This is a genomic window from Frigoribacterium sp. CFBP 13707 (genome assembly GCF_014842245.1).
In the GTDB taxonomy this organism is placed as follows: domain Bacteria; phylum Actinomycetota; class Actinomycetes; order Actinomycetales; family Microbacteriaceae; genus Frigoribacterium; species Frigoribacterium endophyticum.
Map to the genome: position 1 here is coordinate 82,162 of NZ_JACYVL010000006.1, position 26,241 is coordinate 108,402.

General features: G+C 73.8%; 22 protein-coding genes. 12 read left to right on the top strand and 10 right to left on the bottom strand.

Annotated elements, in window-relative coordinates; genetic code table 11:
• Nucleotides 1-56 precede the first annotated feature (56 nt).
• A complete protein-coding gene (locus IFT45_RS11985; protein ID WP_192128345.1) occupies nt 57-2,165 on the top strand; it encodes a S9 family peptidase in 2,109 nt (702 codons plus the stop codon).
• 34 nt (nt 2,166-2,199) lie between these two features.
• Nucleotides 2,200-2,823, top strand: a complete 624-nt coding sequence (locus IFT45_RS11990) for a DUF1697 domain-containing protein (RefSeq protein ID WP_192128346.1) — start codon at nt 2,200-2,202, stop codon at nt 2,821-2,823.
• A 77-nt stretch (nt 2,824-2,900) separates the two neighbouring features.
• Here the strand turns inward: IFT45_RS11990 and IFT45_RS11995 are convergent, their stop codons facing one another.
• A complete protein-coding gene (locus IFT45_RS11995) occupies nt 2,901-3,593 on the bottom strand; it encodes a CYTH domain-containing protein (RefSeq protein WP_192128347.1) in 693 nt (230 codons plus the stop codon).
• A gap of 102 nt (nt 3,594-3,695) precedes the next feature.
• Here IFT45_RS11995 and IFT45_RS12000 point away from each other — a divergent pair, with 102 nt between their 5' ends.
• The gene (locus IFT45_RS12000) at nt 3,696-5,054 is read left to right on the top strand and encodes a phosphotransferase (protein WP_192128348.1); all 1,359 of its coding nucleotides are present in this window, start codon (nt 3,696-3,698) and stop codon (nt 5,052-5,054) included.
• A gap of 125 nt (nt 5,055-5,179) precedes the next feature.
• On the opposite strand, the gene IFT45_RS12005 is transcribed toward IFT45_RS12000, so the two are convergent.
• On the bottom strand, nt 5,180-6,937 hold the full coding sequence (locus tag IFT45_RS12005; protein WP_192128350.1) for a pyruvate dehydrogenase: 1,758 nt from the start codon (nt 6,935-6,937) through the stop codon (nt 5,180-5,182).
• A 121-nt stretch (nt 6,938-7,058) separates the two neighbouring features.
• Between IFT45_RS12005 and IFT45_RS12010 the strand changes: the two genes are divergently transcribed.
• Nucleotides 7,059-7,331 (top strand): mycoredoxin, encoded by a 273-nt coding sequence (locus IFT45_RS12010; RefSeq protein ID WP_056056304.1) that lies wholly within the window; start codon nt 7,059-7,061, stop codon nt 7,329-7,331.
• A gap of 99 nt (nt 7,332-7,430) precedes the next feature.
• Here the strand turns inward: IFT45_RS12010 and IFT45_RS12015 are convergent, their stop codons facing one another.
• From IFT45_RS12015 to IFT45_RS12025, 3 genes are all read right to left on the bottom strand, one after another.
• Nucleotides 7,431-7,841, bottom strand: coding sequence for a VOC family protein (locus IFT45_RS12015; RefSeq protein ID WP_082514500.1), 411 nt, complete (start codon nt 7,839-7,841; stop codon nt 7,431-7,433).
• A 106-nt stretch (nt 7,842-7,947) separates the two neighbouring features.
• Nucleotides 7,948-10,080, bottom strand: coding sequence for a DEAD/DEAH box helicase (locus tag IFT45_RS12020; RefSeq protein WP_056056309.1), 2,133 nt, complete (start codon nt 10,078-10,080; stop codon nt 7,948-7,950).
• 366 nt (nt 10,081-10,446) lie between these two features.
• Nucleotides 10,447-11,655, bottom strand: a complete 1,209-nt coding sequence (locus tag IFT45_RS12025) for an aminoglycoside phosphotransferase family protein (RefSeq protein WP_192128352.1) — start codon at nt 11,653-11,655, stop codon at nt 10,447-10,449.
• Nucleotides 11,656-11,759: 104 nt separating this feature from the next.
• On the opposite strand from IFT45_RS12025, the gene IFT45_RS12030 reads away from it, so the two are divergent.
• Both IFT45_RS12030 and IFT45_RS12035 read left to right on the top strand, forming a co-directional pair.
• Nucleotides 11,760-12,821, top strand: a complete 1,062-nt coding sequence (locus IFT45_RS12030; protein WP_192045981.1) for an aromatic acid exporter family protein — start codon at nt 11,760-11,762, stop codon at nt 12,819-12,821.
• Nucleotides 12,814-13,761 (top strand): alpha/beta fold hydrolase, encoded by a 948-nt coding sequence (locus IFT45_RS12035; protein ID WP_192128354.1) that lies wholly within the window; start codon nt 12,814-12,816, stop codon nt 13,759-13,761. The genes IFT45_RS12030 and IFT45_RS12035 overlap by 8 nt, the downstream gene beginning before the upstream one ends.
• 40 nt (nt 13,762-13,801) lie before the next feature.
• Here IFT45_RS12035 and IFT45_RS12040 read toward each other — a convergent pair whose 3' ends face one another.
• Nucleotides 13,802-14,539 carry a triacylglycerol lipase gene (locus IFT45_RS12040; RefSeq protein ID WP_192128356.1) on the bottom strand — a complete coding sequence of 246 codons (738 nt, stop codon included), beginning with the start codon at nt 14,537-14,539 and terminating at the stop codon, nt 13,802-13,804.
• 49 nt (nt 14,540-14,588) lie between these two features.
• Nucleotides 14,589-14,966: a hypothetical protein gene (locus IFT45_RS12045; RefSeq protein WP_192128358.1), complete on the bottom strand. Its 378-nt coding sequence runs from the start codon at nt 14,964-14,966 to the stop codon at nt 14,589-14,591.
• A gap of 231 nt (nt 14,967-15,197) precedes the next feature.
• Here IFT45_RS12045 and IFT45_RS12050 point away from each other — a divergent pair, with 231 nt between their 5' ends.
• Together IFT45_RS12050 and IFT45_RS12055 are read left to right on the top strand one after the other, a co-directional pair.
• Nucleotides 15,198-15,737, top strand: coding sequence for a Dps family protein (locus tag IFT45_RS12050; RefSeq protein ID WP_192128359.1), 540 nt, complete (start codon nt 15,198-15,200; stop codon nt 15,735-15,737).
• Between the two features lie 107 nt (nt 15,738-15,844).
• Complete coding sequence (locus IFT45_RS12055) at nt 15,845-17,074, top strand: NAD(P)/FAD-dependent oxidoreductase (RefSeq protein WP_244637966.1); 1,230 nt, start codon at nt 15,845-15,847, stop codon at nt 17,072-17,074.
• A 12-nt stretch (nt 17,075-17,086) separates the two neighbouring features.
• Here the strand turns inward: IFT45_RS12055 and IFT45_RS12060 are convergent, their stop codons facing one another.
• Entirely contained in the window at nt 17,087-17,962 is an 876-nt protein-coding gene (locus IFT45_RS12060) for an SMP-30/gluconolactonase/LRE family protein (protein ID WP_192128361.1), read from the bottom strand.
• A 122-nt stretch (nt 17,963-18,084) separates the two neighbouring features.
• Here IFT45_RS12060 and IFT45_RS12065 point away from each other — a divergent pair, with 122 nt between their 5' ends.
• Nucleotides 18,085-20,034, top strand: coding sequence for a glycoside hydrolase family 15 protein (locus IFT45_RS12065; RefSeq protein WP_192045986.1), 1,950 nt, complete (start codon nt 18,085-18,087; stop codon nt 20,032-20,034).
• Between the two features lie 61 nt (nt 20,035-20,095).
• Nucleotides 20,096-22,504: a phosphoketolase gene (locus tag IFT45_RS12070; RefSeq protein WP_192128363.1), complete on the top strand. Its 2,409-nt coding sequence runs from the start codon at nt 20,096-20,098 to the stop codon at nt 22,502-22,504.
• A 46-nt stretch (nt 22,505-22,550) separates the two neighbouring features.
• On the opposite strand, the gene IFT45_RS12075 is transcribed toward IFT45_RS12070, so the two are convergent.
• On the bottom strand, nt 22,551-23,753 hold the full coding sequence (locus IFT45_RS12075) for an FAD-binding domain-containing protein (RefSeq protein WP_371810992.1): 1,203 nt from the start codon (nt 23,751-23,753) through the stop codon (nt 22,551-22,553).
• Nucleotides 23,754-23,832: 79 nt separating this feature from the next.
• Between IFT45_RS12075 and IFT45_RS12080 the strand changes: the two genes are divergently transcribed.
• The gene (locus tag IFT45_RS12080; RefSeq protein ID WP_192128367.1) at nt 23,833-24,108 is read left to right on the top strand and encodes a Rho termination factor N-terminal domain-containing protein; all 276 of its coding nucleotides are present in this window, start codon (nt 23,833-23,835) and stop codon (nt 24,106-24,108) included.
• A gap of 24 nt (nt 24,109-24,132) precedes the next feature.
• Here IFT45_RS12080 and IFT45_RS12085 read toward each other — a convergent pair whose 3' ends face one another.
• Nucleotides 24,133-25,143 (bottom strand): Ku protein, encoded by a 1,011-nt coding sequence (locus IFT45_RS12085; protein WP_192128369.1) that lies wholly within the window; start codon nt 25,141-25,143, stop codon nt 24,133-24,135.
• Nucleotides 25,144-25,235: 92 nt separating this feature from the next.
• On the opposite strand from IFT45_RS12085, the gene IFT45_RS12090 reads away from it, so the two are divergent.
• Complete coding sequence (locus IFT45_RS12090; RefSeq protein ID WP_192128371.1) at nt 25,236-26,123, top strand: SDR family oxidoreductase; 888 nt, start codon at nt 25,236-25,238, stop codon at nt 26,121-26,123.
• Nucleotides 26,124-26,241: the final 118 nt, after the last annotated feature.

Below are 26,241 nucleotides of genomic sequence, written 5' to 3' on the forward strand. Positions count from 1 at the left end.
GGGTGGCGGCGACGGGGGGCGCCGGCCAGGACGGGAGCGCTGGCTAGGCTGGGCAGATGGCCTCGTCCCCCGCGCCCCGCGCCCCCCGGAAGCCCGTCACCCGCCGCCACCACGGTCACGAGTTCGTCGACGACTACGAGTGGCTGCGCGCCAAGGAGGACCCGGAGGTCATCGCCCACCTCGAGGCCGAGAACGCCCACACCGAGGCCGAGACGGCGCACCTCGCCGCCCTGCGCGAGACGATCTTCGAGGAGATCAAGGGCCGCGTGCAGGAGACCGACCTCGGCGTGCCCGTGCGCGAGGGCGAGTGGTGGTACTACTCGCGCACCGCCGAGGGGGCCCAGTACGGCATCCACTGCCGGGTGCCCGTCGCCGACGCCGACGACTGGACCCCGCCGACGATCAGCCCCGACTCCGCCCCGGCGGGCGAGCAGGTGCTGCTCGACGGCAACGTCGAGGCCGACGGCCACGACTTCTTCTCGCTCGGCAGCTTCGACGTCTCGGCCGACGGCAGCCTGCTCGCCTGGGCGATCGACACCACCGGCGACGAGCGCTACGAGCTGCGCGTCCGCGACCTGACGACGGGCGTCGACCTGCCCGACCGGGTCGCCGACACCGCCCCCGGCGCCGTCTTCGACGCCACCGGACGGTTCGTCTTCTACCCGACGGTCGACGAGTCGTGGCGCCCCGACACCATCTGGCGCCACGAGGTCGGCGGCGGGGGCGACGACGTCACCGTCTTCACCGAGCCCGACGACCGGTACTGGATCGGCGTGGGCCTCACGCGGAGCCGCCAGTACCTCGTCGTCGACGTGGGCTCGAAGATCACCAGCGAGACCTGGCTGCTCGACTCGGCCGACCCGACCGGGGAGTTCCGCGTGGTGTGGCCGCGGCGCGAGGGCGTCGAGTACGACGTCGAGCACGCCGTCGTCGCCGGCAGCGACCGCCTGCTCGTCGTGCACAACGACGGCGCCGAGAACTTCGAGCTCGTCGACGTGCCCGCCGACGACCCGACCTCGGCCACCGACCGCCGCGTCGTCGTCGCCCACCGCGACGACGTGCGGCTCGAGTCCGTCGACGCCTTCGCCGGCCACCTCGTCGTCGAGCACCGCCGCGAGGCGCTGCCCCGGCTCTCCGTGCTGCCGCTCGGCCCCGACGGCTACGGCGACCTCGTCGAGGTCGAGTTCGACGAGCCCCTCTTCGCGGCGGGCGCGGGCGGCAACCCCGAGTTCGCGCAGCCCACCGTGCGCTTCGGCTACGCCTCGTTCGTCACGCCGTCGACGGTCTATGACCTCGACGTGCGCACGGGCGAGCGCCGGCTGCTGAAGCGCCAGGTCGTGCTCGGCGGGTACGACCCGGCCGACTACGAGCAGGCCCGCGAGTGGGCGACGGCGGCCGACGGCACGCGCGTGCCGATCTCGCTCGTCTGGCGGCGCGACGCCGTGACGCCCGGCGAGCCCGCGCCGCTGCACCTCTACGGCTACGGCTCGTACGAGCACAGCATCGACCCGGGCTTCAGCGTGGCGCGCCTCTCGCTGCTCGACCGGGGCGTCGTCTTCGCGGTCGCCCACGTGCGGGGCGGCGGCGAGATGGGCCGCGCCTGGTACGAGCAGGGCAAGACCCTGACCAAGACGAACACCTTCACCGACTTCGTCGACGTCGCCCGCCACCTCGTCGCCGAGGGGCGCACCACGCCCGCGCAGCTCGTCGCCGAGGGCGGCAGCGCCGGGGGCCTGCTCATGGGCGCGGTCGCCAACATCGCGCCCGAGCTGTTCGCCGGCATCGTCGCGGCCGTGCCGTTCGTCGACGCCCTGACGAGCATCCTCGACCCCGATCTGCCGCTGACCGTCATCGAATGGGACGAGTGGGGCGACCCCCTGCACGACGCCGAGGTCTACGAGTACATGCGCGGCTACTCGCCCTACGAGAACGTGCGGGAGGGCGTGCGCTACCCGCGCATCCTCGCGGTGACGTCGCTCAACGACACCCGCGTGCTCTACGTCGAGCCCGCCAAGTGGACGGCCCGGCTGCGCGACGTCGGCGCGCCGGTGCTGCTCAAGACCGAGATGTCGGCCGGCCACGGCGGCGTCAGCGGCCGGTACGAGTCGTGGCGCGAGCGGGCCTTCGAGCTCGCCTGGCTGCTCGACGTGCTCGGGCGGGCCTGAGGCGCGGAGGAGAGGGAGGCGCGGGGGCGCGGTCGTGGGCGAGGGCACGGGCGACGGCCGGCCGACGGCCAGCCGGCGGGCTGACGCGCCCGCCGCGTCGGCGGGCGCCGTCGACCACGTCGCCCTCTGGCGGGGCATCAACGTCGGCACGGCGAAGCGGGTCGGCATGGCCGACCTGCGGGCCGTCGCCGCGGGCCTCGGCCTCGTCGCGCCGGCCACCGTGCTCGCCAGCGGGAACCTCGTCGCCGGCGTGCCGACCGACCGGGCCGGCGACCTCGCCGCCGAGCTGAGGGCCGCCGTCGCGGCGGCCACCGGGGTCGACGCGGCCGTGCTCGTGCTCACGGGCGACGCCTTCCGCGCCCTCGCCGCGGCGAACCCGCTCCGGCGCGACGAGCGCCCGCCGGCGCGGGTGTCGGTGGCGGTCGCGGAGGTGCCCGGTGCGCTCGCCGGCACCGCGCCTCCCGCCGTCGACCTCGGCGACGAGGAGATGGTCGTCGCTCCGGACGCCGTCTACCAGTGGCTGCCCGACGGCGTGACGGGGTCGCCGGTGCCCGCCGCGTGGTGGCGGGGGCTGCCCACGACGGTCACGGCCCGGAACGACGCGACGGTGCAGAAGATCGTCGCCCTGCTCGACGCCCGGGCCGCGTCGAGGGGCTGAGCGAACCTGCCGCGAGCCCGCCGACGAGGGGGCTCACGCTGACCCGGCGTCGGGGCCGGCACCGGGCCGGCGCCGGGTCAGTCGCCGAGCCCGAGGGCGAGCTTGGAGCGGTGCGCCGAGGGCCGAGCCCCGGCGGCGCGCAGCCGCGACGCGAGCGTGTCGAGCAGGGCGTCGCCCTCGGGGCCGTCGACGCCGGGGCCGAGCTCGGCCTCCCACTCGCGCCAGGTGCGGACCCGCCCGTCGGCCACGCGCGTCGCGCTCACGACGTCGTCGGCGACCTCGACGAGCTCGCGCCCCTCGTCGTCGAGCAGGTGGTGGGCCGTCCGCCGCGTCTCGAGCAGGAGGACGGGCCGCAGCGCGGACGCCCCGTCGCCGTCGCCCCCGGTCGCGAGCAGCGCCGCGACCCGGTCGAGCAGCGCGGCGGGCACCGGCTCGTCGTCGGCGCCCAGCGGGTGGTGCACCTCGCGGCGCCCGCCGCCCGCGACCTCGGGCGGCAGCTTGAGGTGCCAGCCCGCGTCGTGCCCGCCGGTGCGACGTCGGAGCGTCACCCGGGCCCCGAGGAGGCGGTGGTCGGGCGTGTCGTGGTAGGTCGCCGAGAGCGAGGCGGCCGGGTCGGGCACGACGCGCGCGACCTCGAGGGCGCGACCCGCGCCTCCCCCGGCCCCGGCTCCGGCTCCGGCCCCGACGCCGACGCCGACGAGGTCGGGCACCGCGGCCTCGTCGTCGACGTTGTACTTGCGCTCGATCTCGATCTGCTCCGTGCCGGTCATCACCCCGTTGTAGTCGATCGGCCGGGCCCGCGTCGACGCGGACCGGGCCCGCGTCGACGCCGACCGGGCCGTCACCCCGCCGGTCGGCGTACTGTCGGGGCCATGAGCGATGTCGCCCCGAGTCTGGCTGGTTGGATGGCGCGACAGCGCTGGTACGCGACGAAGGGGCGCACGCCTGCGATCCGGGTGATCGGGTCGTTCGAGGCCGACCTCGACGGCGTGCTCGCGATCACGCTCCTCGTCATCGACGAGGCCCCCGACGTGCCCGTGCTCTACCAGGTGCCCGTCGTGGCCCGGCGCAGCCCCCTGCCCGGCGGCGACGCGGCCTTCATCGGCTCGGCCGACGACCTCTACCTCTACGACGCCCCCCACGACCCGGCGTACGCGCGGCACCTCTTCGAGCTGCTGTCGTCGACGAGTCACGTCGACGGGTCCGACGTCGCGGTCGACGGCACGCTGCACGTCGCCGCCGGCACCGTGACCCGCTCGCGCGTGCTCTCGGGCGAGCAGTCGAACACGTCGATCATCTACGACGTCACGGGCGGCCCCGTCGAGCACGCCATCGCCAAGGTGTTCCGCGTGCTGCACCACGGCGACAACCCCGACGTGACGACGCAGGCGGCGCTCACCGAGGGCGGCAGCACCCGCGTGCCCACCACCTTCGGCTCGCTGCACGCCACGTGGCCCGACCCGGGCCGCGACGGCGGCGTCGCGAGCGGCCACCTCGCCTTCTCGCAGGAGTTCCTGGCCGGCTCGGAGGACGCCTGGCGCGTCGCCCTCGACGCGGCGTCCGCCGGCCGGGGCTTCACGACCGAGGCCCACGACCTCGGCGTCGCCGTCGCCGAGGTGCACGCCACGCTCGCGCGTCAGCTCGGCACCGTCGAGGCCGACCAGGACGCCGTCGACGGGGCCCTCGTCAGCATGCGACGACGCATCACGACGGCCGCCCGCGAGGTGCCCGAGATCGCCCCGCACGCGGACGCCATCCTGCGGGTCTACGACGCGGCCGGTGCGCTCACCTGGCCGCGCCTCCAGCGGATCCACGGCGACCTGCACCTCGGCCAGGCGCTCCAGTCGCCGACGCGGGGCTGGACGCTGCTCGACTTCGAGGGCGAGCCCCTGCGGCCGATGCCCGAGCGCTCGCGCCCCGACCTGGCCCTGCGCGACGTCGCCGGCATGCTGCGGTCGTTCGACTACGTCGCCGGGTCGCTCGCGCAGCAGACGCCGCCGGTCGACGTCGGCACCTGGGCGCACGACGCCCGCGCTGCGTTCGTCGACGGCTACGTGGCGTCGTCGGGCGTCGACGTGCGGGCCCAGCGGGCCCTGCTCGACGCGTTCGAGATCGACAAGGCCGTCTACGAGGCGATCTACGAGAGCCGCAACCGGCCCGACTGGATCGGCATCCCGATCGCCGCGGTCGAGCGCCTCGTGGCGCGCTCCGCCCCCGCCGCCGGCGACTAGGCCGCCTCAGGCCGCTCTGGGCAGCCTCAGGCCGCGCACGGCCGCCCGAGTGGTCACCATCTGCCGCTCCCGTCACCGGGAGGAGCAGCTCGTGACCACTCGGCGCGCACCGCCGGAGGCGCGGGTCAGGGGCGCGGGACGTTGCGCAGGTTCGAGCGGGCCATCTTCACGACCTCGCCCGCGCCTCCGTTCATGACGATCTTCGACATCGCCAGCGAGAAGCCCTTCACCTGGGAGCCCGTGATCGCCGGCGGCAGCGAGAGCGCCTGCGGGTCGGTGGCGATGTCGATCAGCGCCGGGCCGTCGTGCTCGAAGACGGCCTCGAAGCCGTCACGGAGGTCGCCCGGCTGGTCGACGTGCACGGCGTGGATGCCGATCGACCGGGCCACGGCCGCGTAGTCGACGTAGGGCACGTCGACGCCGAAGTCGGGGTAGCCGTCGACGAGCATCTCGAGCTTCACGAGACCGAGCGTCGAGTTGTTGAACACGACGATCTTGACCGGCAGCTCGTACATCTTCGCCGTGATCAGCTCGCCCATGAGCATTGAGAGCCCGCCGTCGCCCGACATCGACACGACCTGGCGGCCCGGGTGGGCGAACTGCGCGCCGAGCGCGTGCGGCAGGGCGTTCGCCATCGAGCCGTGCAGGTACGAGCCGAAGATGCGGCGGCCGGCCGTCGGCGTGATGTAGCGCGCCGCCCACACGTTCGACATGCCCGTGTCGGCGGTGAAGATCGCGTCGTCGGCCGCGACCTCGTCGAGGACGGAGGCCGCGTACTCGGGGTGGATCGGCACGAGGGCGTCGGCCTTCTTCGTGTACGCCCCGACGACGCCGTTCATCAGCTTGTCGTGCTTCTTGAGCGTCTTGTCGAGGAACCTGCGGCTCTTCTTGTCGCGCACGAGCGGGGCGAGCGCCCGCAGGGTCGGGAGCACGGCCCCGTGCACGGGCACGTGGACCGTCGCGCGCCGCCCGATCACGGCGGCCTCGACGTCGACCTGGGCGATGCGCACCTGGTCGCCGTCGGGGAGGAACTGGGGGTACGGGAAGTCCGTGCCGAGCAGCACCAGCAGGTCGGCGTCGTGGATGCCCGCGTGCGCGGCGCCGTAGCCGAGCAGGCCGGTCATGCCGACGTCGTAGGGGTTGTCGTGCTGGATGACGTCCTTTCCGCGCAGGCTGTGCCCGATCGGCGCCCCCACCCGCCCGGCGAGCTCGATGATCTCGTCGTGCGCGCCGCGGCCGCCCTCCCCCACGAAGAACGCCACGGTGCCGGCCTCGTTGATCGCGTCGGCGAGGGCCTGGACGTCCTCCTGCGCGGGCACCAGCTCGGGCGCGCGGGTCGTGAGGTGCGGGGGCGTCGCGCCCTCGGCGTCGAGCTCGGCGACGTCGCCCGGCAGCGTGACCACGCTGACGCCGTGCCCGGCGAGCGTGTGACGGATCGCCGCGGCGACCACCGACGGCGACTGCACCGAGGTCGAGATCATCTCGCTGTAGCCCGAGCACTCGACGAACAGCCGGTCGGGGTGCGTCTCCTGGAAGTAGTCCGAGCCGATCATGGCGCTCGGGATGTGGCTGGCGATCGCGAGCACCTTCGCGCGGCTGCTGTGCGCGTCGTAGAGGCCGTTGATGAGGTGCAGGTTGCCGGGGCCGCACGAGCCCGCGCAGACGGCGAGCTCGCCGCTCATCTGGGCGTCGCCCGACGCCATGAACGCCGCGGCCTCCTCGTTGCGGACGTGGATCCAGTCGATGCCGCCCGCCTCCGAGCCGCCCGTGCGGCGCACCGCGTCGACGATCGGGTTGAGGCTGTCGCCCACGATGCCGTAGATGCGGCGGACCCCCGCCTGGACGAGCTGCGCGATGATCTGGTCGGCGACCGTGTCTGCCATGGGGTGTCTCCTTCGTCGAGGTCGTGGGGCGATCGACGGCGGGCCCGCGGGGGCGCTCGTCGCGACCTGCTCCCAGCCAACTCCCCCGCGCCTCCCCGGCTCCTGGGCTTAGCCTTGGACGATGACCGACACCGCCACCTCCTACGTGCCCGACGCGGGCACCATCACCATGTTCAGCACCTCGTGGTGCGGCTACTGCGCGCGCCTCAAGCAGCAGCTCGGCAAGCAGGGCATCGGCTTCACCGAGGTCAACATCGAGGAGGTGCCGGGCACCGCCGAGATCGTCGAGAGCGTCAACGGCGGCAACCAGACGGTGCCGACCGTCATCTTCCCCGACGGCTCCACCGCCACGAACCCCTCGCTCGCCGACGTGCAGGCCAAGCTCGGCCTCTAGCGGGCCGACCGCGTCGCGCCCCCGAGGGCGGGCGCCGAGACGACACGACGCCCCGTGCCTCCCGAGGGAGGCGCGGGGCGTCGTCGCGTGCGGGTCGCGTCAGCCCTGCGGTGCGGCCGCGAAGAACTCGATCTGGTTGCCGTCCGGGTCCTTCACCATCAGCGTGGTGCCGAACTCCGGGTCCTCGAGGTGGGAGTCGATGCCGACCGAGCGGGCGTGCTCCTGCCAGGCGACGACGCCGTCGCGGTCCGCGACGGCGAGGCCGATGTGGTCGAGCCCCGGCACGGTCGGGTCGAACGGGACGGCCTTGCCCTCGGTGTAGGCGGTGACCCCGAGGATCTGCCCGCCGCCGACGGAGAACAGCCGGCGGTCGAGGCCGTCGAGCTCGATGCGGCCGACCGGCGGGGCGCCGAGCAGCGACTCGTAGAACGCGAGGCTGCGGTCGAGGTCGGACACGGTGATGGCGACGTGGGCGTAGCCCTGGACTTCCGGCACGGGGTGCTCCTTCATTCGGGGATGGTCACCCCACCGAACGCGCCGCCGCTGGGAGCCGCACGGGCGCGGGGCCCGCAGCGGCCCGCGGCGCGCCGGGCGGACGGCCCGGCGCGCTGCGCGGCTAGCCGCCGAGCGCCTCGGTGAGCAGCGCGACGAGCGCGCTGTGCTGGATGTCGGCCGAGTCCACGACCTCGCTGTCGTCGCCGTCGAGGGCACGGGCGGCGAGGCCGGCCTTGCTGTCGATGAGCTCGGCGATCTTCGTGTCGATCGTCTGGGCCGCGATGACGCGCCACGCGGTGACGGGCTCCTCCTGGCCGATGCGGTGCACGCGGTCGATCGCCTGGGTCTGCTCGGCGTCCGTCCACGACAGCTCGGCGAGCACGACGTTGGAGGCGACCTGCAGGTTGAGGCCGACGCCCGCCGCGGTGAGCGAGCAGACGACGATCTCGACCTCGGGGTCGTCGACGAACGCGTCGATCTGGCGCTGGCGCACGGCCGGCGTCTGGTCGCCGCGGATCGAGGCGTACTTGATGCCCCGCTTCGCGAACGTCTGCTCGGCGGTGTCCATCACGTCGATGTGCTTCGCGAAGAAGACGACCTTGCCGACGTTGCGGGCCAGCTGAGCGGTGTAGTCGGCCGCGAGGCCGGCCTTCGCCTGGCCGATGCGGCGCACCATGCTGAAGACGTTCTCGCCGCTGCTCGAGCTGCTGGCGTCCTCCAGCTCCCACTTCGCCACCTGGCGCACGAGGTCGTGGTCGATGCCCTCGACCCTGGCTCCGGAGGTGCGGGCCGCGAGGGCGGAGCGGTACCGGCTGACGAGACGGCGGGCCAGCTCGCGCTCGGCCTCGCGGATCGACCGGCCGGCCTCGTCGTCGAGCTCGACCGGCAGGTCGGCGACGCGACGGGCGGGGATGTCGGCGGCCACGTCGACCTTGCGGCGACGGACGATGCCGAGGTCGATGACGATCTCGCGGGCGGACGGGAAGAAGCCCGGGTCTGCGGGGGTGAGCCCCGCCTCCTCCAGCTGCTCCATGAGCTCGGCGGCCGGCTTCTTGTCGCCGATCCAGCCGAGGAACTGCCAGATCGCCCGGAAGTCCTCGATGTCGTTGATCAGCGGCGTGCCGGTCAGAGCCATCAGGAGGGGGTGCGCGGTGCGGGCGCGGATGCGCTCGGAGAGCTGCAGCACGTGCCGTGACCGCTGCGACTCCTTGTTCTTGATGAAGTGGGCCTCGTCGACGATCATGCCCTTGAAGCCGAGGTCGCCGAGCCAGCCGACGTGCCGGTCGAGCACCTCGTAGTTGACGATCACGACGTCGGCGAACGCGTCGAGGGTGTCGCCGTCGCCGTGGATGACGGTGGCGGTGCGGGTCGGGGTCCAGAGCTGGACCTCGCGGGCCCAGTTGGTCTTGACCACGTTCGGCACGACGACGAGCAGCGGGTAGGCCCCGGCGGCCTGCGCGGCGAGGAGCGACTGGGCGGTCTTGCCGAGGCCCGGCTCGTCGGCGAGCAGGTAGGTGCGGTGGCCCTGGCGGGCGGACTCGACGAGCTGCGCCTGGTGGTGCATGAGCGTCGCGCCGGCGGGGGCGTCGACCGTGCTGGGCTCGGGCAGGGGCATGCACGCCGAGCCGCCGCCCGCGCCGTACTCGAACGCCTTGAACAGGGGCCCGAAGAGCTCCCAGTTGGCGAGGCGCACGGGGTGCACCTCGCGCGAGACCTCGGCGAGCGAGAAGTCGGGCGGCAGGAACGGGTTCGCCAGCTGGCGCGAGACGACCGACTGCGGCACGACCTGGCGCTCGGAGACGGGGGCGACGGGTGCGGCCTCACGCACGACGACCTGCTCCTCCGGGGCGAGCTCCATGCCCGCGGAGAGCTGCATGTCGCGCTTCAGCGCCCTGGCGCTCTCGGAGACGACGGCGTCCTCGCCGAGGAGGGCGATCAGCGACGTGTCGCGCGCGGCCGTCTTGGCGAGGATCTGCGCGACGCCGTCGAGGCGCTTCATCTGCTCGGCGCGCTCGCCGTCGGTGATGGCCTTGTCGACCTTCACCCGGGCGCGCTCCTCGCGCATCAGCAGGGCGATGACCTGGAACTTCGTGCGGCTGGAGGGCTTGACCTGCCCCCGCTGGGCCGCGGCCTCGACCTCGCGCACGGCGCGGGCGAGCACGGGGATGAGCCCGTCGTTGTCGACCTCGCGGCGACGGTGCGGACGCTGGGCGGTGCGGGTGCCGCCGGATCGGTTCTGGCCTGGTCGAGCCAAGGCTCCTCCTCGTGGTCGACGGTCACGTCGACGGTGCTGTGTCGTCGATGCGACGACGGGTGCTGCACCGGCCGACCCGCGGTGTGCGGGGGCCGGGACCGCGCACCGCGGCGATCGGGGCTGATCGCGGTCGATCTGGTGCGGCACGGGCGTACGACTGGGACGTGCGGGAGCGGACGGCCCGGAGGCCAGGCCCTCGCCCGGGGCACCGTCGCGCGAGGCGGGCCTCGAGGGCCGGCACGACGCTCAGATCTGCGCCTGTCGATCGGTCGGGGCACCGTGTCGGAGCCGACACGGACGGTGCTGCGCGCCACTTTACGCGGTCGACGGGGCTGGGCGCCACCTGCGCCGGGGCGTGTCCGCCGCTCAGACGGCGGCGACGGGGCGCGGCCAGAGGGTGCCGGAGGCGGCGCCCAGCAGCTGCACGGCCTTGCGGCGGCCGCTGTCGGTGCCGAGCGTCGCCTGCCCGCCCGCGTGCGCGAGCAGCTGCGACGCCACGGCGGGCGCGAGGCGGTCGGCGATCGCGGGCGCCTTCCCGACCCAGGTGCGGCTCACCTCGTCGGCGAGCCGCTCACAGGCACGCGCCTCGGCCTCGTCGCCGTTGCCGCGGTGCCACTGGCCGGTGACGACGAGGTGGGCGACGAGCGCGCCCGCGTCGCGGGCCGGGTGCCCCTGCCCGGCGGTGTCGATGTCGAGCAGGCCCGTGACGCGCCACGGCTCGGCCGGGTGCACGAAGAGCTGCTCGAGGTGCAGGTCGCCGTGGATCACGCGCCGCGGGTCGCCGGCCCAGGAGGCGCGGCGCCGGTCGATCTCGTCGTAGAGGCCGTCGATCTCGGCGGCCCGCTCGGGGAGGGCGCTGCGGAGCGTCGCGCGGTGCCACGCGCCGTGGTCGAGGGCGTCGGACTGCGCGCTCGACGTCACGTCGACCCGGGCGGTGCGGACGCCGAGCTCGACCACCTGCGCGACGAACCGCGGGTCGTCGGCCAGCTCGATGACCTTCTGCCCGGCCGGCACGCCCGGCACGCGCTCGAGCACCAGGAGGCCGTCGGCCCGGGAGGCGAGCACCCGGGGCACCGGCAGCCCCTGAGCCCGGAAGGCGGCGTGCAGCGCGACGATCGGCGCGACCCGGTCGGGTCGGATCACCTTGAGGAAGAGCGTCGTCTCGGCGCTGTCGAGGCGGATGACGGCGCGCTTGCCGGGCCGGTACGCCGCGACGGCGAGCGTCGGCGCGGTGACCTCGATGCCGAGGGCGGCGAGCGACTCCTCGACGCGGTCGGGGTAGGTCACCCCGGCGAGCGCCGGCAGCAGCGGGTCGGCCGGGTAGGCCCACACGGCGAGGGGCTGGCCCGTGCCGGGGTCGGTGGTCAGCACGCTCGAGGCGTCGGCGCCCGTGACGTCGGTGTCGATGAAGGTCAGGACGGTCGCGGTGACGCCCGCCGCGTCGACGGTGTCGACCTCGTAGCCGTAGAGGAACCCGTGGCCCGACGGCTCGACCGAGTGGGGGCGGAAGGCCACGACGGTGACCCCGGAGCCCTCGAAGGCCGCGGGGAGCACCTCAGCGGAGTTCGGCCACACGCGTCCATCAAAGCGCGTCGGAGGCGCGGCGGGCGCCAGGCGGGCCCGTCACGTCGCCACGGTGACCTGATCGTGATCTGCCGGGGCCTGGCTACGCTGGCCGGATGAGGATCGTCTCGCGGGTGCGCCAGACGAAGCGCACTCCCCTGCTGCAGGTGGTGAAGACCAGCGTCGCCGTCGTCGTGGCCTGGTTCGCGTCGATCGCCCTGGTGCAGCAGCCCCTGCCGATCTTCGCCGCCATCGCGGCCCTGCTCGTCGTGCTGCCGAGCGTCAACCAGTCGTTCGTGCGCGGGCTGGAGCGCAGCGTGGGCGTGATCGCGGGCGTCGTGATCGCCTACGGCGCGGGCCAGCTGCTCGGCGACGGCAGCGGCGTGGTGCTCGGCATCGTCGTGGTCAGCCTGCTCGTCTCCTGGGCGCTCCGCCTGACCCCGAGCTCGGCGAACCAGGTGCCCATCTCGGCGATGCTCGTGCTCGCGATCGGGGCGCAGACCCCCGACTACGCGCTCGACCGCATCGTCGAGACGATCATCGGGGCCGTCGTGGCGCTCTCCGTCAACGCGCTCATCGTGCCGCCGGTGCTGCTCGCGCCGGCGCACCTGGCCGTGGGCCGCCTGGCGCGCGGCCTCGCCGGCGTGCTCGACGACCTCGCGGGCGTCCTCGAGGCGCCGACGGCTCCCGACCGCGTGACGGCGGTGCTCACCCGGGCCCGTGACCTGCGCGACCTGCAGGCGCGAGCGGTCGCGGCCGTCGCCGCCGGCGAGGAGAGCCTCATGCTCAACCCGCGGGCCAGCCGGCAGCGCACGGTGCTGCAGGCCGACGCCGCCCTGCTCGTGCGGCTCACCGTGCTCGTCAACCGCGTCGTCGGCATGACGCGGTCGGTGCGCGACAACTACGAGCCCGAGCTGGCCGACGACCCGGTGGTCGAGGAGATCTCGGTCGAGCTGCGACGCGCCGCCCACGACGTGCGCCTGCTCGCCCGCGACGTCGAGGGCGTCCGGGCGACGCCGGCGGCGGGCACGGCCCCCGCCGCACCCGGGGGCCCCGACGACGCGCCCGCCCTCACCGCCCCGGTGCAGGTGCTCCGCCCCGACCCCGTGCACTGGGTGCTGGTGGGGTCGCTGCTCGAGGACATCCGCCGGGTGCGCGAGGAGATCATCGGTGCCTGACGCCGGCGGGCCCTCCCAGTACGCGCCCTTCGGTCTCGACGACGACCCCGCGGCGCTCGGGCTCGCCCGGCTGGTCGTCCCCACCCCCGACGGCGCGGTGCTCGTGCACCACCGGCGAGCAGACCCGGCCGACCCGGCCGACCCGGCCGACGCGGGCGACCCCGCCGACCCGGTGACGATCCTGCTGCACGGCGCGGCGGGCTCGTGGACGACCTGGACCCCGTACCTCCGTGCCGCCGCCGAGGCTGGCCGCCCCGTCACGGCCCCCGTGCTCGTCGACCTGCCGGGCTGGGGCGGGTCGCCCGCGCCGACGCCCGCCCTCGACGTCGACGCCGCCGCCCGGGTCGTCCTCGCGGTGGCGGACGCCGTCGGGGCCCAGCGGTTCGAGCTCGTCGGGCACTCCCTCGGCGCGCTCGTCGCCCTGCACGTCGCGGCGACGAGCCCGGGCCGCGTCACGCGGCTGGGGCTCGTCTCGCCGACGACCTTCTCGGCGCTCGAGGCCGTCGCCCGCCCGTGGAGCGGGGTGCGGCGGCTGCCGGCCCTGGTGCTGCTGCGGGGCGTGTTCACGGTGCTGCCCCGCGCCTCCTCGGTGCTCCTCCGGGCCGCGGCCCGCGTCGGGCTGCTCACGGCGCTGGCGTCGCCGGTGTTCCGGCACGCCCGGCGGGTGCCGCGGTCGGTGCGGGAGGCGTTCGTCGCGGAGGTGCGACCGGTCGCCTTCGTCGTCGCGACGCGGTCGGCCCCGGGGTACGACACGTCCGCCTGGTCGGCCTACCGCGGCCCGGCCTCGGCCGTGGCGGGCGCCGACGACGCCTTCGCGGAGCTCGACGACCTCGTGCGCCTGCGGGCGGTGCTGCCGCAGTGCCGCACGACGCTGCTGCCCGAGTGCGGGCACTTCGCGCACGTCGAGTGGCCCACCGCGACGGTCGACGCGCTCGCCTGACCGCGGGGCGGACCGGACGGCGCCCGCCCCGGTGCCTCGGTCAGCCCACGTCGTGCGCCGCGGCGTCGGGCCCGTGCTCGACCGCGGCGACCACCATGTCGATGCACTCGGGGTTCCCGAGCGGACGGAAGTGGCCGTCGACGGGGAACGTCACGTTCGTCGCCCCGGGCAGGACGCTGCCCTCGGTCACGTGCGCGTCGAAGCCGGACGCCATCGAGGTGATGCGCGAGTTGGCCTCGAGCTGGTCGGCCAGGCGCAGCAGGTCGGCGTCGCGGGGCGAGAAGGCCTTGAGCGTCCGGTTCGGCAGGTACAGCGACCAGCGCGTGCCCGAGAAGGGGCTGTTCACGGTCACCATCCGGGCGAGGCGGCCGTCGTGGTCGGTGGAGACCATCATCGTCTTGCCGATCAGGCCGCCCTTGCTGTGCGCGAGCACGACCACGTCGCGCAGGTCGTGCGCGTCGACGATGCGCTGGGCGACGGTCGCCGTGGCGGCGATGGGCCGCCGGTTGTGGCCCATGCCCGGCACGACGACGATCGGGTGCCCGAGCTCGTGGAGGCGCTCGGCGATCGGGCGGAGGAACCGCCAGGTCTCGTAGACGCCCGGCAGGAGAAGCACGGGGGCGCGGTCGCCGCGGCGCCAGTCGGCCGGGACGCGGCGGGCGGACCGGGGCACGAGGTGCACGCGGACGACGTAGGGGTAGTCGAACAGCAGCGTGCGGACGAAGCGTCGGAGGCCGACCCGGCGGTGCCCCTCGCCGCGGGTGGGAGTGGAGCTCATGGGGTCGACGGTAGGCGCAGGGAGTCGCCCCCGCCCGGCGTGCCGCCCCCTACGCCACGCGGGAGGACAGGCCCTGGTCGCCCGCCGCCCCGGAGGCGCCGGCCAGCGGCCAGCCCTCGGGCCAGGCGACGCACTCCACGGCCTCGATCGAGACGCGGAGCGCGTGCTCCCACTTCGTGCAGATGCCGGCCCAGGGCGGCGGGAAGGCGAGGGCGTCGTGCAGGAGCGACAGGGCGGCCTCGCCCCAGCCGGCCCGGGCGGCCGCGTTGGCCGCGTCGGGCAGGGCGCCGACGACGTACCGGACGACGAGCACGCGGTGCTCCCACGTCATCTCGTCGATCGCGTCGAACGCGCCCCAGGCGCTGTCGATCTCGCGCCGCAGGCGAGTGATCTCGTCGGAGTCGAACCCCGGTGTGCCGTTGATCATGCTGAGCCCCCCTCAGAGCAGATCGCCCGCCCCTCGGGGCGGCCGAGCGACGTCGCGGTCGCTCCCCGGAACATACCACCCGGACGGTACCCACCGGTATCCAGACGCGCCTCCGCGCACGCCCGGTCTGTCCCCCGCTGCCTGGACCCGGGCCGAGGGCGACGGTCTACCGTGCACCACGCACCCACCGGTGCGACGACTCCGCACTGACCCACGACGAACGGGAGAACCATGTTCCAGGGATCCGACACTCTCCGCGAGAACCTCCAGAAGGTCCTCGTCGACCTCATCGAGCTGCACATCCAGGGCAAGCAGGCCCACTGGAACCTCCTCGGCTCGAACTTCCGCGACCTCCACCTGCAGCTCGACGAGATCGTCGACGCGGCTCGCGAGTTCTCCGACGAGGTCGCCGAACGCATGCGCGCCGTCTACCTCATTCCGGACGGCCGCTCGAACGTCGTCTCCGGCGGCACGAGCCTCCCGCAGTTCCCCGAGGGGCCGGTCGAGACGACCGACGTCGTCGACCTGATCGTCGACCGCATGTACGCCGCGACCGACACCATCCGCACCGTGCACGACGACATCGACGACGAGGACCCGACGACGGCCGACGTGCTGCACGGCATCCTCGAGCGCCTCGAGCAGCTGGCCTGGATGACCGGCGCCGAGAACCGCCACCCGCAGCGCGACGCCGCCGACGCCGGCACCCGTCAGCGCGACGAGGAGGCGGCCGAGGAGGGCCTCGACCGCGTGGGCGCCATCGCCAACTAGCACCGCCTCCGCCCGTGGCACCACGGGCGCACACCGACTGGGCACCGCCCCGGAGATCCCCTACGCGACCTCCGGTGCGGTGCCCTCGCCACGACCAGGAGACGACCTTGACCGACACCACCACCCCCGACGGCGACGTCACCGCAGCCGCTCCCGTCACCGAGGCCTTCGACCACGTCGTCGTCGGCGGCGGCATGACCGCCGACGCCGCCGCGACGGCGATCCACGAGGCCGACCCCGAGGCGACCGTCCTCGTGGTCAGCGACGACGTCGACGAGCCCTACACCCGCCCCGCGTTGTCGAAGAAGCTCTGGATCGACCCCGACTACACCGAGGCCGACAACGACCTGGGCACCCGCGAGGCCTCGGGGGCCGAGATCCGCCTCCGCACCTCGGTGACCGCCGTCGACCGCGAGCGCCGCACCGTGACGACCAGCGACGGGCGGACGGTGTCGTGGGGGCGCCTCCTCCTGGCCACGGGCGGCTCACCGACGCGTCTGGACCTGCCCGAGGACGACCGCGTGGTCCACTTCCGCACGGCCGCCGACTACCGCCGCCTGCGGGCGCTCTCCGGCGACGGTCGCCGGGTCGTCGTCGTCGGCGGCAGCTACATCGGCACCGAGCTCGCCGCGGCGCTCGTGCAGAACGACACGCGCGTGACCCTCGTCACGCCGGACGACGTGCTCGGCGGCTCGGTGTTCCCCGCCGCCGTCGCCGCGCGCTTCCAGGCCGCCTTCGAGGAGGCGGGCGTCACCCTGGTGACCGGGCGTCGCGTCGAGGGCGGCACGGCCTCCGAGGCCGGGCTCGTGGTCAGGCTCGACGACGGCTCGACGCTCGACGCGGACGCCGTCGCGGTGGGCCTCGGCATCACGCCGTCCACGGAGCTGGCCGAGGCCGCGGGCCTGGAGGTCGAGGACGGCGTCGTCGTCGACGCCTCGCTGCGCACCTCCGACCCGGACGTCTTCGCCGCCGGTGACGTCGCCTCCTACCCCGACCGCATCCTGGGCCGCCGCCGCGTCGAGCACGTCGACAACGCCAAGGAGCAGGGCGCGCTCGTCGGCCGCGTCATGGCGGGCTCGGCCGAGGAGTACGACCACACGCCGTACTACTACTCGAAGGTCCTCGACATCTCGTACGAGGCCGTCGGCACGCTCGACGCGTCGCTCGAGACCGTGGTCGACGATAAGGGCGACGGGTCGACCGTCGTGTACTACCTCACGGACGGCGCGGTGGTCGGCGTGCTGCTCTGGAACGTCGAGGACGCCCGCGACGCCGCCCGGGCCGTGCTCGCCGAGGGCACGGCCGTCGACCGGGACGGGCTCGTGGGCCGGATCTGAGCCGGAGCGGCCTCAGCCGCGCGGGCCGAAGAGGAACGGCGCCCGCCCGGCCCGGTCGAGGTCGAGGGCGAACACCCCGCCGCTCAGGGGGTGCTCGGCGAGCTGCGCCTCGTCGAGCCCCTCGCGGGCGGAGAGCACGAAGAGGGTCCGCAGGTCGGCGCCCCCGAAGCCGATGCCCGTGAGCAGCGGCACGGGGAACTCGACGCGCTCGAGCACCTCCCCGTCGCGGTCGAGGTGGACGACGACGCTCTCGCCGTGCACGGCGCCCCAGAACTCGCCGTGCTCGTCACGGGCGAGCCCGTCGTGCGAGCCGCCCGTCGAGAACGGCTCCAGCTCGCCGAGGGCGCCGTCGGCGCCCCACGAGGCCCGGTAGATGGTCTCGCGGTCGGTGTCGGTGAGGAAGATCTCGGAGCCGTCGTCGTTCCACTCGAAGCCGTTGGTGGTCGTGAAGTCGTCACGCAGCGTCGTGACGCCGCCGTCGGGGCCGACGCGCCACAGGCCCGCGACGGGCTCGCCGTCCGGGTCCATGGCGCCGACCACGAAGGCGCCGAACGGGTCGCACTTGCCCTCGTTGAGCCGCATGCCCTCCTTGGCGAGCTCGATCGTCGCGAGCACCTGGAGCGATCCGCCGTCGTCGTCGGTGAGGACGACCTGGTCCTCGAGGGCCGCCACGAGCCCGCCGCCGCGTCGTCGCTGGAAGCTCGGGAGGGGCGGGTCGACCGGCAGGGAGCGGTCTCGGAGACCGTCGGCGGAGGTGCGGTGCAGCAGCCCGGGGGTGATGTCGGTCCAGACGAGCTCCTGCGCGTCGACGTCCCACACGGGGCTCTCGCCGAGCGTCGCCCGGGCGTCGAGGAAGAGTCGGGGACGGGGCGTGGCGCTGTCGGTCATCCCTCCCGTGTACGCGCCCGACCTGGTCACCCGCTCCTCCCCAGGGGTACGCGACGGCCCCCAGCACACAGCCTCCTGCGAGCGCCGAGCGCGAGGAGGCGCGGGAGAGCACCGTAGGAGGGGTGACCGACACCCTCGAGAGCGTCCACGAGACGACTGACTCCTTCCGCGACGAGCCCGACGCCTGGCAGGCGCCCGACCCCCGGGAGGACGGCTACGTCGCCCTGCGCTCCTACGGCGCGATCGGCGACGGCCGCACCGTCGCCCTCGTCGCCCGCGACGGGCAGATCGACTGGCTGCCGATGCCGTCCCTCTTCACCGACCCCGTCTTCAGCGGCATCGTCGACTCCCGCACCGGCGGCCGCGTCGAGCTGCGCCCGGTCGACGACGACTTCACCGTGCAGCGGGCCTACGTGCCCGGTACCAACGTGCTGCGCACGCGCTTCCGCACCTCCACCGGCATCGTCGAGGTGACCGACGCCCTCATCACGGGCGTGGCCGGCCGGCTGCCCTGGAGCGAGCTGGCCCGTCGCGTCGACGGCCTGCGGGGCCGCGTCGAGATGCGCTGGGCCGTCGTGCCGGGCAACTCGTTCGGCACGCACCCGATCCGCCGCGTCGACACGCCGCACGGGCCGGTGCTGCGCGCCGCCGACATCAACCTGGCCCTCGTGGGCTTCGAGCACGGCCGCACCGACCCGACCGAGCCCGGGCACGGCGACGAGGCCGACGGCCCGCTCGAGTTCCGCGGGTCGTTCACCACGTCGCCCGGCTCGCGCTCGCTGCTCTGCCTCTGCGGCGTCGACGACGAGCCCCTGCACCTGCCCGACCCGCGGGTGGTCGACCAGGGCGTCGACCGCACGATCGAGAACTGGGAGACCTGGTCGACCGAGTTCAGCTGGGACGGCCCCTGGGCGAAGGCGGTGCACCGCAGCGCACTCGCCCTCAAGCTGCTGATCTTCAGCCCCACCGGCGCGATCGCCGCGGCGGCGACGACGGCCCTGCCCGAGAACTTCACGGGCGACAAGAACTGGGACTACCGCTTCGCGTGGGTGCGCGACCTCGCCTACACGGTGAACGCGCTGCTGCGCTTCGGCCTCCGCGAAGAGACCCACGGTGCCGTCTCCTGGATGCTCAAGGCGCTCAAGGCGAACGGGCGCGAGATGCACATCTTCCTGCGCCTCGACGGCTCGGTGCCCGACGGCACCCACGAGACCGGCTCCGAGGGCTGGCGCGGCATCGGCCCGGTCTACAAGGGCAACCCCGCCGGCGAGCAGCTGCAGCTCGGCGTCTTCGCCGACATCCTCGCCGTGATGAGCCAGTACGCGGAGGGCGGCAACATCCTCGACGAGTCGACCGCCGACCTGCTGGCCGGCTTCGCCGACGACGCGTGCCGTCGCTGGCAGGAGAAGGACAGCGGCATGTGGGAGCTGCCGGAGGAGCAGCACTACGTGAGCAGCAAGATGGGCTGCTGGCAGGCCATCACCTCGGCCCTCGAGCTCGCGGAGCAGGGGCAGATGCACCCCGACCCCGACGACCTCGAGCACTGGAAGGCGAACCGCGACCTCATCGTCGAGTGGATCGACGAGCACGGCTGGTCGGAGGAGCGCGGCGCGTACCTGATGTACCCGGGCAGCGACGCGATCGACGCCTCGGTGCTGCTGCACGCGCCGAGCGGGTTCGACCGCGGCGAGCGCATGTCGCGCACCATCGACGCCCTGCGCGACGAGCTCGGCGCCGGCCCGCTGCTCTTCCGCTACAGCGACGTCGCGGAGGAGGAGGGCACGTTCGTGGCCTGCGCCTTCTGGCTCGCGGGCGCCCTCGCCTGCGTCGGCCGCGTCGACGAGGCCGTCGAGCTCATGGACCAGCTCGTCGAGCAGTCGAACGACCTGGGGCTCTTCACCGAGATGATCAGCGCCGACGACGGGCAGTTCCTCGGCAACATGCCGCAGGGCCTGAGCCACCTCGCCCTGGTCAACGCCGCGATCACCATCGACGAGATGCGTCGCGCGCGCGGCGAGGACGTCGACGACGCCTCGGACGACCGGGCCGACGAGGCCAGCCGCGAGCAGTAGCGGCACCGACACCGGCAGCACCGCCACCAGCAGCACCCACCCACCGCCAGGAGGAGAACCGATGAGCGACCACAGCGCGTCCCCCGCCGCCCCCGCGAGCCCCGCCACGCCCGACGAGCTCGAGCTCGTCGACGCGTGGTGGCGGGCGGCCAACTACCTCACGGTGGGCCAGATCTACCTCCGCGAGAACCCCCTGCTGACCCGCCCGATCGCGCGCGACGACATCAAGCCGCGCCTGCTCGGGCACTGGGGCACCTCCCCCGCGCTGAGCCTCGTCTACGCGCACCTCAACCGGGTCATCCGCCGCGACGACCGCGACCTGCTCTACGTCTGCGGCCCCGGCCACGGCGGGCCCGCGATGGTCGCCAACACCTGGCTCGAGGGCACCTACAGCGAGCTCTTCCCGGACGTCAGCCTCGACGAGACCGGCATGCAGCGGCTCTTCCGGCAGTTCAGCTCCCCCGGCGGCATCCCCTCCCACGCCGCGCCGGAGACGCCCGGCTCGATCAACGAGGGCGGCGAGCTCGGCTACTCGCTGAGCCACGCCTACGGCGCCGTGCTCGACGACCCCGACCTCGTCGCCGTGTGCGTGATCGGCGACGGCGAGGCCGAGACGGGCCCGCTGGCGACCAGCTGGCACGCGAACAAGCTGCTCGACGCCGTCCACGACGGCGCCGTGCTGCCGATCCTCAACCTCAACGGCTACAAGATCGCCAACCCGACGATCCTCGCGCGCATCCCCGAGGGCGAGCTGCTCGAGCTGTTCCGCGGCTACGGCTACCAGCCGATCGTCGTCTCGGGCGGCTTCGACGGCGAGGACCCGATGGTGGTGCACCGCCAGATGGCGGCGGCGCTCGACGAGTCCTTCCGGCGCATCGACGAGATCCAGCGGGAGGCGCGCTCCGGCGACGGCGTCGAGCGCCCGCGCTGGCCCATGATCGTCCTGCGCAGCCCCAAGGGCTGGACGGGCCCGAGGGAGGTCGACGGGAAGAAGGTCGAGGGCACCTGGCGTGCCCACCAGGTGCCGCTGAGCGGGGTCCGCGAGAACGACGAGCACCGGGAGCAGCTCGACGCCTGGATGCGCTCGTACGGCGCGGAGGGGCTCTTCGACGAGTCGGGGGCGCCGGCCGCGTTCCTCGACGCGCTGCGCCCCCGGGGCGAGAAGCGGATGAGCGCGATCCCGGTCTCGAACGGCGGCCTCGTGCGCCGTGACCTGTCGCTCACCGACTACCGCGCGCACGCCGTGGAGACGAGCGACGACCGCCGCACCACCGCCGAGGCGACCCGCGTGCTCGGCCGCTGGCTGGCCGACGTCGTCCGTGACAACCCCGAGACCTTCCGGCTCTTCGGGCCCGACGAGACGGTGTCCAACCGCCTCGACCCGGTGTTCGACGTCACCGACCGGGTCTGGGCCGCCGACATCGAGGCGGACGACGAGCACGTCGCGCGGAGCGGCCGCGTGATGGAGGTGCTCAGCGAGCACCTCCTGCACGGCCTGATGGAGGGCTACCTGCTCACGGGGCGCCACGGCCTGCTCAACACCTACGAGGCCTTCGTGCACATCGTCGACTCGATGTTCAACCAGCACGCCAAGTGGCTCGAGAGCGCCGCCGAGATCGAGTGGCGCGCCCCGATCTCGGGCTTCACCTACCTGCTCTCGTCGCACGTCTGGCGACAGGACCACAACGGCTTCTCGCACCAGGACCCGGGCTTCCTCGACGTGGTCGTCAACAAGCAGGCGCACCTCGTGCGGATCTACCTCGCGCCCGACGCGAACACGCTGCTGGCCGTGGCCGACCACGCCCTCCGCACCACCGACGTCGTGAACGTCATCGTGGCGGGCAAGCAGGAGGCGCCCGCGTGGCTCTCCCTGGAGGAGGCGGAGGCGCACGTCGCCGCCGGGGCCGGCATCTGGGAGTGGGCGGGCACGGAGGGCACGCCGGTCGAGGGGGTCGACCCCGACGTCGTGCTCGCGTGCGCCGGCGACGTGCCCACGCTGGAGACCGTCGCCGCCGCCGACATCCTGAAGGAGCGACTCCCCCAGCTCGTCACGCGGGTCGTGAACGTCGTGGACCTCATGCGCCTGCAGGACGTGCGGGAGCACTCGCACGGGCTCACGAGCGACGACTTCGACGCGTTGTTCACGACGTCCGCGCCGGTCGTCTTCGACTTCCACGGCTACCCGTCGCTCGTGCACCAGCTGACCTACCGGCGCACGAACCACGACTCGCTGCACGTGCGCGGGTTCCAGGAGAAGGGCACGACCACGACGCCCTTCGACATGGCGATGCTCAACGACATCGACAGGTTCCGGCTCGTGCTCGACGTGCTGCACCGCGTGCCGGGCCTCGCCGACGAGCACCCCGAGCTCGTCGCCGAGTTCGAGGCGAAGCGCGAGGAGGCGCGGACGTACGCCTACGAGCACGGCGAGGACCTGCCCGAGGTCGTCGAGTGGGAGTTCGGCCGCTAGCGGCCCGGGGCGCCCGGGTCGCGGGCGCCCCTGACCCAGGCTCTGCTCAGAGCTGACGCACCAGTGCCGGGATCCGTTCGCGGAACGGGAAGAAGCCGCGGGCGGCGTGGGGCCAGGCGGTGCCGTCCCACCGGCGGCGGACCGTCACGAGGGCGATGCCCTCGGCGTCGAGCACGGGGCGCAGCGCCTCCAGTCGCTCAGCGACGGGCCCGACCGGGGCGAACGGCACGACGACCGTGTCGAGGCCCTCGGCCCTCGCCCAGCTCAGCACCGTCGCGGGCGCCGCGTCGGCGAGGACCCGGGCCGGGCGCCCGCTCGCGTCCGGCGTGCGCGCCGCGGCGTCGGCCACGGCCCCGGCCGTGAAGGCGGCGACGACGGGTGAGACCCCCGAGGGGGACCGCGCACCGGCGTCGGCGCTCACGGCCGTGGCCAGGAGCGTGTGGACGAGGTCGGGCCGCTCGGCGAGCAGGCTGCCGGCCTCGAGGTCCTCCTCGTGCAGCAGCAGTCCGACCCGGTCGCCGACCCGCCCCACGACGTCGTCCGGGTCGACGGGGGTCCGGGCTGGCAGCGCCTCCTCGTCGAGGGCGCGGGCCGTCGTGGCCAGGCCGGCCGGCGAGAAGCGGCCGTCGGTGAACCGCGAGATGTTCGAGGCCGTCGCGAGGTACGTCTTGCCCCGCGTCTGCAGCCCGGCGACCCAGCGCCACGAGAGCGTGTTCGAGGCGGCGTCGCCGTCGAGCAGGTGCCGGTGGAAGAAGTCGGCGCCGAGCTGCCACGGCAGGCCGAGCGTGAACACCCAGATGCTGGCGAACCACATGCGCGTGTGGTTGTGGAGGTAGCCGGTGTCGACCAGCTCGCGCACCCAGGCGTCCATCGCCTCGATGCCCGACCGCCCCTCGACGGCATCGTGGTGGCCCGGGGGGAGGTCGCCCGCCGTGAGCTCGGCGACGTCGTGACGGTACCGCCGCCAGACCTCGGGGTTCTGCTCCAGCCACCCCTTCCAGTACGTGCGCCAGAACACCTCCTGGACGAACTTCTCGGCGGCCCCGAGGCTGGTGTGGGCCAGGACGGCCTCGACGACCTCCTGCTCGGTCACGAGGCGGTGGCGCAGGTACGGCGACAGCCCGGAGACGTTGCTCCGGGAGGGCCCGTCGTCGTGGTTGCGGTCTCGGGCGTAGGCGGCGCCGGCGCGGGGGACGAAGTCCTCCAGCGCGTCGAGGCCGGCGGCTCTGGTGGGGGTGGGGGTGGGCACGGGCCCATCATGCGCCCCGCGGGGTGGGCGACGCCGGGGCGGCGGGACAGCGCGGCCGACGCGGCGTACCGTCACGGGCATGCCGAAGGACGAGACACCCCCGCAGCTGAAGAACCCCGAGATGTACGAGGCCCTGCGTGAGGAGGGCGCCTCGAAGGAGAAGTCGGCGCGCATCTCCAACGCCGCCGCGCAGAAGGGGCGCAGCGAGGAGGAGGTCGCGGCGAAGGGCGGCCGGTCGGGGTCGTACGACGACTGGACCGTCGACGACCTCCGCGGCCGCGCGAAGGAGCTGGGGCTCAGCGGGTACAGCGACCTCAAGAAGGACGAGCTGATCGAGATGCTGCGCGACCACTGAGGTCGCGGCGACGGCCCCGACGGGTCAGCTGGCCTTCTTCGTCGCCGCGGCCTTCTTCGCCGGAGCCTTCTTCGCGGGAGCCTTCTTCGCCGGAGCCTTCTTCGCGGAAGCCTTCTTCGCGGGTGCCTTCTTCGTGGGCGCCTTCTTCGCGGCCGCCTTCTCGGCCGGGGCCTTCCCGCTCGCCGACCCCGCGCCTCCGGTGCGCTTCTTCGCGGGGGCGCGTGACGACCCCGCCGACCGGCTGCGCTCGACCGACTGACGCAGCGCCTCCATCAGGTCGATGACCTCGCCGTCCGACCCGCCGTCGCCCTCGTCGTCGTCGCCGCCGCGGCCGAAGGTCGCGTCGGTGTCGAGCGACTCGCCCTCCTCGAGCTTGGCGTCGATGAGCTTGCGCAGCTCCTCCTGGTAGTCGTCCTCGAACTGCGACGGGTCGAAGTCGTCGCCGAGCGACTCGACGAGCGAGCCCGACATGTCGAGCTCCTTCGAGCTGATCCGCACCGTCTGGTCGAGCACCGGGAAGCGCGCCTCGCGCACCTCGTCGTCCCAGAGCAGCGTCTGCAGCATCAGCACGTCGCCGCGCACGCGCAGGGCGGCGAGGCGGGTCTTCTGGCGCAGCGAGAAGTGCACGATCGCGGTGCGCTCGGTCTCCTCCAGCGTGCGCCGCAGCAGCACGTAGGCCTTGGGCGACGACGAGTCCGGCTCGAGGAAGTAGCTGCGGTCGAACATGATCGGGTCGAGCTGGTCGCTCGGCACGAACTCGAGCACGTCGATCTCGCGCGAGCGCTCCTCGGGCAGCGACTTCAGGTCGTCCTCCGTCAGCACGACCGTGCGGTCGCCGTCGTCGAAGGCCTTGTCGATGTGCTCGTAGTCGACGACCTTGCCGCAGATCTCGCAGCGTCGCTGGTAGCGGATCCGCCCGCCGTCGGCGTCGTGCACCTGGTGCAGCGAGACGTCGTGGTCCTCCGTGGCGCTGTAGAGCTTCACGGGCACGTTGACGAGCCCGAACGTGATCGCGCCCTTCCAGATCGATCGCATGGGGTCATCATGCCTCCGAACGCACCCCGAACGACCGGGTTCGGGGTACAACGGCCGAGCACGGGGAGGCGTGCGGGAGCACGGTGGACCGCATGAGCCAGTACGACAAGAAGAACCCCGTCGACCTCTACCCCGTCCCGCCCTTCCCCGAGCAGGAGCAGTCGCTGCCGGGCGAGGCGCGGCGGATGGACCCGAAGCCCGACCACGGCGAGACCAGCTACGTCGGCAAGGACCGCCTCTCCGGCTACCGCGGCGTCGTCACCGGCGCCGACTCGGGCATCGGCCGCGCCGCCGCCATCGCGCTCAGCCGCGAGGGCGCCGACCTCGTGCTCAGCTACCTGCCCGACGAGCAGGCCGACGCCGAGGAGGTGCGCGACCTGCTCGAGGGCGAGGGCCGGAAGGCCGTGCTCTTCCCCGGCGACATCGGCGACGAGCAGTACTGCCACGACCTCGTGTCGAAGGCGGTCGAGGAGCTCGGCGGCCTCGACACGCTCGTGATGGTGGCCGGCCACCAGGAGAGCCACGAGGACATCCTCGAGATGACGACCGAGGGCATCGACCAGACGATCAAGACCAACGTCTACTCGCTCTTCTGGCTGACGCAGGCGGCGCTGCCGCACCTCGAGCCCGGCTCGGCGATCGTCACCACCGGGTCGATCCAGGGCACGCAGCCCTCCCCCGACAAGCTCGACTACGCCCTGACCAAGGGCGCCATCGGCGTGTTCACGGCGGGCCTCGCCCAGCAGCTCGCGCCGAAGGGCATCCGCGTCAACCAGGTCTCGCCCGGCCCGATCTGGACGCCGCTGCAGCCCGCCTCGCAGGACGGCGAGACCGTCTCCGAGTTCGGCATGCAGGCCCCGTACGGCCGCCCCGGCCAGCCCGCCGAGCTCGGTGCGGCGTACGTGCACCTCGTCAGCCCCGAGTCGAGCTACACCAGCGGCGCCACGATCACGATCGCGGGCGGCACCCCGGCCGTCTGACCGGCACCGCGCCTCCTGCCGGCCCGCCGTCCGCCCGTCGGACGGCGGGCCGCTCCGTGCCCGACGCGGCGCGGAGCGGGTAGAACGAGACCACCAGCCACGGACGACGAGGAGGCGC

Bases quoted from the DNA above. Each gene is read 5' to 3' on its own strand.
- IFT45_RS12070 (WP_192128363.1), top strand. From the start codon at position 20,096: ATGAGCGACCACAGCGCGTCCCCCGCCGCCCCCGCGAGCCCCGCCACG.
- IFT45_RS12030 (WP_192045981.1), top strand. From the start codon at position 11,760: ATGAGGATCGTCTCGCGGGTGCGCCAGACGAAGCGCACTCCCCTGCTG.
- IFT45_RS12010 (WP_056056304.1), top strand. From the start codon at position 7,059: ATGACCGACACCGCCACCTCCTACGTGCCCGACGCGGGCACCATCACC.
- IFT45_RS12005 (WP_192128350.1), bottom strand. From the start codon at position 6,937: ATGGCAGACACGGTCGCCGACCAGATCATCGCGCAGCTCGTCCAGGCG.
- IFT45_RS11985 (WP_192128345.1), top strand. From the start codon at position 57: ATGGCCTCGTCCCCCGCGCCCCGCGCCCCCCGGAAGCCCGTCACCCGC.
- IFT45_RS12015 (WP_082514500.1), bottom strand. From the start codon at position 7,841: ATGAAGGAGCACCCCGTGCCGGAAGTCCAGGGCTACGCCCACGTCGCC.
- IFT45_RS12080 (WP_192128367.1), top strand. From the start codon at position 23,833: ATGCCGAAGGACGAGACACCCCCGCAGCTGAAGAACCCCGAGATGTAC.
- IFT45_RS12060 (WP_192128361.1), bottom strand. From the start codon at position 17,962: ATGACCGACAGCGCCACGCCCCGTCCCCGACTCTTCCTCGACGCCCGG.
- IFT45_RS12040 (WP_192128356.1), bottom strand. From the start codon at position 14,539: ATGAGCTCCACTCCCACCCGCGGCGAGGGGCACCGCCGGGTCGGCCTC.
- IFT45_RS11995 (WP_192128347.1), bottom strand. From the start codon at position 3,593: ATGACCGGCACGGAGCAGATCGAGATCGAGCGCAAGTACAACGTCGAC.
- IFT45_RS12045 (WP_192128358.1), bottom strand. From the start codon at position 14,966: ATGATCAACGGCACACCGGGGTTCGACTCCGACGAGATCACTCGCCTG.
- IFT45_RS12085 (WP_192128369.1), bottom strand. From the start codon at position 25,143: ATGCGATCGATCTGGAAGGGCGCGATCACGTTCGGGCTCGTCAACGTG.
- IFT45_RS12000 (WP_192128348.1), top strand. From the start codon at position 3,696: ATGAGCGATGTCGCCCCGAGTCTGGCTGGTTGGATGGCGCGACAGCGC.
- IFT45_RS12090 (WP_192128371.1), top strand. From the start codon at position 25,236: ATGAGCCAGTACGACAAGAAGAACCCCGTCGACCTCTACCCCGTCCCG.
- IFT45_RS12050 (WP_192128359.1), top strand. From the start codon at position 15,198: ATGTTCCAGGGATCCGACACTCTCCGCGAGAACCTCCAGAAGGTCCTC.